The organism is Microbacterium umsixpiens (assembly GCF_053543675.1).
This window is the reverse complement of record NZ_JBLVOH010000057.1, coordinates 1-3,864: the sequence shown is the minus strand read 5'-3', so window position 1 is coordinate 3,864 and position 3,864 is coordinate 1. Positions and strand designations below refer to the sequence as shown.

General features: G+C 71.5%; 5 protein-coding genes. 4 read left to right on the top strand and 1 reads right to left on the bottom strand.

Annotated elements, in window-relative coordinates; translation table 11 throughout:
- Positions 1-770: MFS transporter (locus tag ACNPM4_RS05760; RefSeq protein WP_473965299.1), on the top strand; the 770-nt coding region annotated here is incomplete at its 5' end.
- Positions 771-794: 24 nt separating this feature from the next.
- Here ACNPM4_RS05760 and ACNPM4_RS05755 read toward each other — a convergent pair.
- Positions 795-1,013 (bottom strand): SCO4848 family membrane protein, encoded by a 219-nt coding sequence (locus ACNPM4_RS05755; RefSeq protein WP_029263211.1) that lies wholly within the window; start codon positions 1,011-1,013, stop codon positions 795-797.
- Positions 1,014-1,082: 69 nt separating this feature from the next.
- Between ACNPM4_RS05755 and ACNPM4_RS05750 the strand changes: the two genes are divergently transcribed.
- The 3 genes from ACNPM4_RS05750 to ACNPM4_RS05740 are packed head-to-tail and all read left to right on the top strand — an operon-like array spanning position 1,083 to position 3,837.
- On the top strand, positions 1,083-1,763 hold the full coding sequence (locus ACNPM4_RS05750; RefSeq protein ID WP_448985026.1) for an RNA polymerase sigma factor: 681 nt from the start codon (positions 1,083-1,085) through the stop codon (positions 1,761-1,763).
- On the top strand, positions 1,760-2,215 hold the full coding sequence (locus ACNPM4_RS05745; protein ID WP_448985025.1) for a hypothetical protein: 456 nt from the start codon (positions 1,760-1,762) through the stop codon (positions 2,213-2,215). Before ACNPM4_RS05750 ends, ACNPM4_RS05745 begins: the two co-directional genes overlap by 4 nt.
- A 56-nt stretch (positions 2,216-2,271) precedes the next feature.
- Positions 2,272-3,837 (top strand): S8 family peptidase, encoded by a 1,566-nt coding sequence (locus tag ACNPM4_RS05740; RefSeq protein WP_448985024.1) that lies wholly within the window; start codon positions 2,272-2,274, stop codon positions 3,835-3,837.
- Positions 3,838-3,864: the final 27 nt, after the last annotated feature.

The following is a 3,864-nucleotide window of genomic DNA, read 5'->3' as shown; positions in this document are numbered from 1 at the left end:
ACACCGGAGCAGCCGGCGAAAACGGAGACGACCCGGACGACGCGCGGCGTGTCGTGGCAGAACACGCCGTCGCCGCGACGGATGACCTGGGTTTCGGCACCTCTGCGTCGGCCGCCCCCGCGAAGCGGAACGCCTGGGCGGAGCTGCGAGAGGCGTTCGCCTGGCTGCTCTCCCGGCCCGACCTCGGCGGCGTCCTGCTCATCACCACGGTCGTGAACCTCGGGTTCAACGCCGCGATCACCACCGTCATCTACTCGCTGCAGCAGGACGGCCACTCCGAGCTCCTGATCGGCACGCTGAGCGCATCGATCGGGGCGGTGATGCTCGTCGGCGCCGTGTGCGCCCCCCTGCTCGTCCCCCGCATCAAGGCCGGGATCCTGACGATCGCCGGGCTCTCGGTCGCGACCGTCGGGGTGATGGCGCTCACGATGGTCACGACACCCTGGGCGATCGCCGTCGTGCTCGGCGCCTCGGTGCTGCTGGTGCCCGCGCTCAACGCCGGGATGATGGGCTACTTCATGGTGGCGACGCCGACGCACCTGCTCGGCCGTGCCAACAGCGCCGCGGGAGTGCTCGGCATGGGGGCGATGCCGCTCGCGCCCCTCATCGCCGGCTTCGGTCTCGCCTGGATCGGGCGGGAGTGGACGCTGCTGCTCTGCGCCGCGCTGTGCCTGGCATCCGTGGCTCTGGCCGTCGGCAATCGGGCACTGCGCGCGCTGCCGGTCGAGTCGCGGTGGGCCGCGCATGCGAAGGAGTTCGAGTCGGCCTGACCCGCTCCCGGAAGAGGTGCCGCGCTAGAGGGCGCCGGTCAGCGCCGCGACGCCGGCGAGCACCGAGACCAGTGCGAGCACCAGGGCGATCGCGATGAGGACGGCGTGCACCTTGAGGAACGCGGTGGCCTTGCCGTTCTCGTCGCGCGCACGCGGATCGTGGGCGACGCGCTTGTAGAACTGCGGCCAGACGACGGCGTTGAAGGCGGCGTTGAGGAAGAGCACGACGGAGAGGGCGATCACCCCTCAACGCTATCGAGGTCCGCCCCCACGCCCGACCGCCGGACGAGCGTGGAATTCTTGGATGAAGTCATGTATCAGAAACCTCTTGCCGTGCTCCTGGTAGGTGTGATCACAATGGGCTTCATGATCGACGGTGCACCCGGCGCCGCTCTCGATCCTGCCTCGGACGACGGGCGCGCACGCTGGGAGCGCGCCGCGGATCTGTTCGACGCATGGCGCGAGGGCGATGGCCGCGCGATGGACGAGCTCGTACGACTGATGACCCCCGTGCTCTGGCATGTGGTGCGCGCGTACGGGCTCGAACGCACGCTCGCGGAAGACGTGGTGCAGACCACCTGGCTGCAGCTCGTGCGCGGCCACGGCTCGATCAGCGACCCGCGGGCCGTGTCGGCCTGGCTCACGACCACCGCCCGGCGCGAGGCCTGGAAGGTCGCCAAGGCGCACGGCAAGATCGACACGACCGTCGACGACGACCTCGACGCCCTCCTTCCCGAGCAGGCGTCGGCCGAGGAGCACGCGACGCTCGGCGACGAGAACCGACGGCTGTGGACGGCCGTGCGCCGCCTCAACGAACGGTGCCAGAAGCTCCTGCGCGTGATCGCCTTCGAAGACCGGCCCGACTATGCGCGCATCGCGAGCGACCTCGCGATGCCCATCGGAAGCATCGGCCCGACGCGCAATCGCTGCCTGGCCAAGCTCCGTGCACTGCTGGACGCACCGCCGACCGCCCAGGCGGGGGGATTCGCATGAGCGCTCACGAGGACGCCGAGATGTTCGCACGCCTCCGCACGCTCTGGAGCGACGTCGACCCCGTGCCCGCCGGTCTGATCGACCGCATGGTCGCCGCCGTGGCCGCCGACGGGCTGAACCGCGAGTACGCGCTGCTCACCCTCGTGGAGGCGCAGCTCGGCGCCGTGCGGGGTGAGGCGGATGCGCTCACCCTGCAGTTCAGCGACGGCACCACCAGCATCCTGCTGCACGTGACGCGCACCGCATCCGGTCGCCGCCGCGTCGACGGCTGGGTCGACACCGGTGCCGCAGAGGTCTTCCTGACACAGGGCGAGAAGACGATCTCGGCCGCGCCGGAGGAGACAGGACGCTTCGCGTTCGACGAGGTGCCGCCCGGTCTCACGCGCGTGCGCCTGACGACGGCGATCGGGGACGAGACGCGCACGCTCGCGACCCCGCAGTTCGAGCTGTGACCGCGGGCGCCGCCCGTCGATGAAGCCGCGGGGCGACCCGCACCGAGAGGATGACGATGGAGCAGCCCAAGGGATGGACCTGGCAGGACCGCGCGGAAGGATCGATCCGCCGGGGAACGGCCCTCGACCCGAGCACGGAACCGGTGGACGGCATCCGCGCCTTTCCGACGGCGTACCTGCCGGAGCGACTGCTGGTCACCCGAGCCCTCGGCGACGAGGAAGCCTACGACCAGGAGGTACGGACGCTGCGCGATGCGGCGGACACCTTCGGGTGGCAGCTCGAGGAAGAACGCGGAGCGCGCCGGATCGGCGACGGCGAGCTGGTTCCGGGCGTCGCCGGGTTCCAGCGCCTGCTGTTGACGACCCCCGTCGAGCCGGTGGGCGGCGAGGCCCCGTTCTCGCCCGACGCCTGGCGGGTGCTCCAGCGTGCCCGGCGCATGTCGCACTCGCCCATGCCGCGCACGAGCCTGGACCACGTGCTGTCCATCGATCCGGTCGGGCTCAACCCGTTCACCCGGACCAATCCCTTCACGCGGACCAACCCGTTCACCCGGACCAACCCGGTGCGCGGTGAGGGCGCCGCGGGCAGCGACGACTACCTCGAGCCCGGGAGGGGTGCGCGACAGCCGGTGACCTGGCTGGGCCCTGCTCCCGTGCGCGCACCGGCGCCGAAGCGCGGGCGGCGACCCGTCGTCGCGGTGCTCGACACGGGGTGCGGTGCGCACGCCTGGCTTCCCGACGACATCGTCACCCGCCATGTCGACCTCGACGGGGTCCCTGTGGGCCTCACGGACGACGCCGACCCGGAACGCTACCCCGACCTGTACGGACAGCTCGACGGCGCGATCGACGCGGTCGCCGGCCACGGCACCTTCATCGCGGGGCTCGTGCGACAGGCGGCTCCGGATGCCGACATCCTCTCCATCCGCGTGGCGGGCGCACTGGGCGTGGTCGACGAGAGCACCCTGCTCGACACGCTCGCGCAGGTCGTCACGCTGCTGATCCGGCACCGCGAGGACCCGACGACGGGCTTCCCGATCGACGTGCTGAACCTGTCCCTGAGCTACTACCACGAGACTCCGGTCGACAAGATGTTCAGCCTCACGCTGCACCAGCTGCTGGCCAAGGCCCGCGAGCTCGGCTGCGTGGTCGTGTGCTCGGCGGGCAACGACGCCATCGATCGGCCCTCGTTCCCGGCATCGCTGTGGCCGTGGCCGGACTCGGACAACGGCATCCCGCACGACGACGGCACCCCGCTCGTGTCGGTCGGGGCGCTCAACCCCTCGGCGCAGTCGGTCGCCCTCTTCTCGAACGTCGGCCCGTGGGTGCAGACCTACGCCCCGGGCGCCGCCGTGGTGAGCACCTCGCCCGGCTTCGTCGGAGGCTCTCAGGCGGCGACTCGCGCAGACGTCGACGGCCTCCGCCGCGAGACGATCGACCCCGACGACTATCGAGGCGGATTCGCGATCTGGAGCGGCACGTCGTTCGCGGCCCCCTACGTCGCCGGACGCATCGCCGCGCAGCTCGGCACCGTGCCGGTCGGCGGTGCGGCCCCGAAGGCCGCGAAGAAGGCCATCGCCGCCGTGCTGAAGTCCCTGCCGACACCCGTCGACCCGACCTGACCACCCCCGAGCCGGGCCCCCCCCCCC

Excerpts from the sequence above, each read along its gene's own strand:
- ACNPM4_RS05745 (WP_448985025.1), top strand. The coding sequence starts at position 1,760 with ATGAGCGCTCACGAGGACGCCGAGATGTTCGCACGCCTCCGCACGCTC.
- ACNPM4_RS05750 (WP_448985026.1), top strand. The coding sequence starts at position 1,083 with ATGTATCAGAAACCTCTTGCCGTGCTCCTGGTAGGTGTGATCACAATG.
- ACNPM4_RS05740 (WP_448985024.1), top strand. The coding sequence starts at position 2,272 with ATGGAGCAGCCCAAGGGATGGACCTGGCAGGACCGCGCGGAAGGATCG.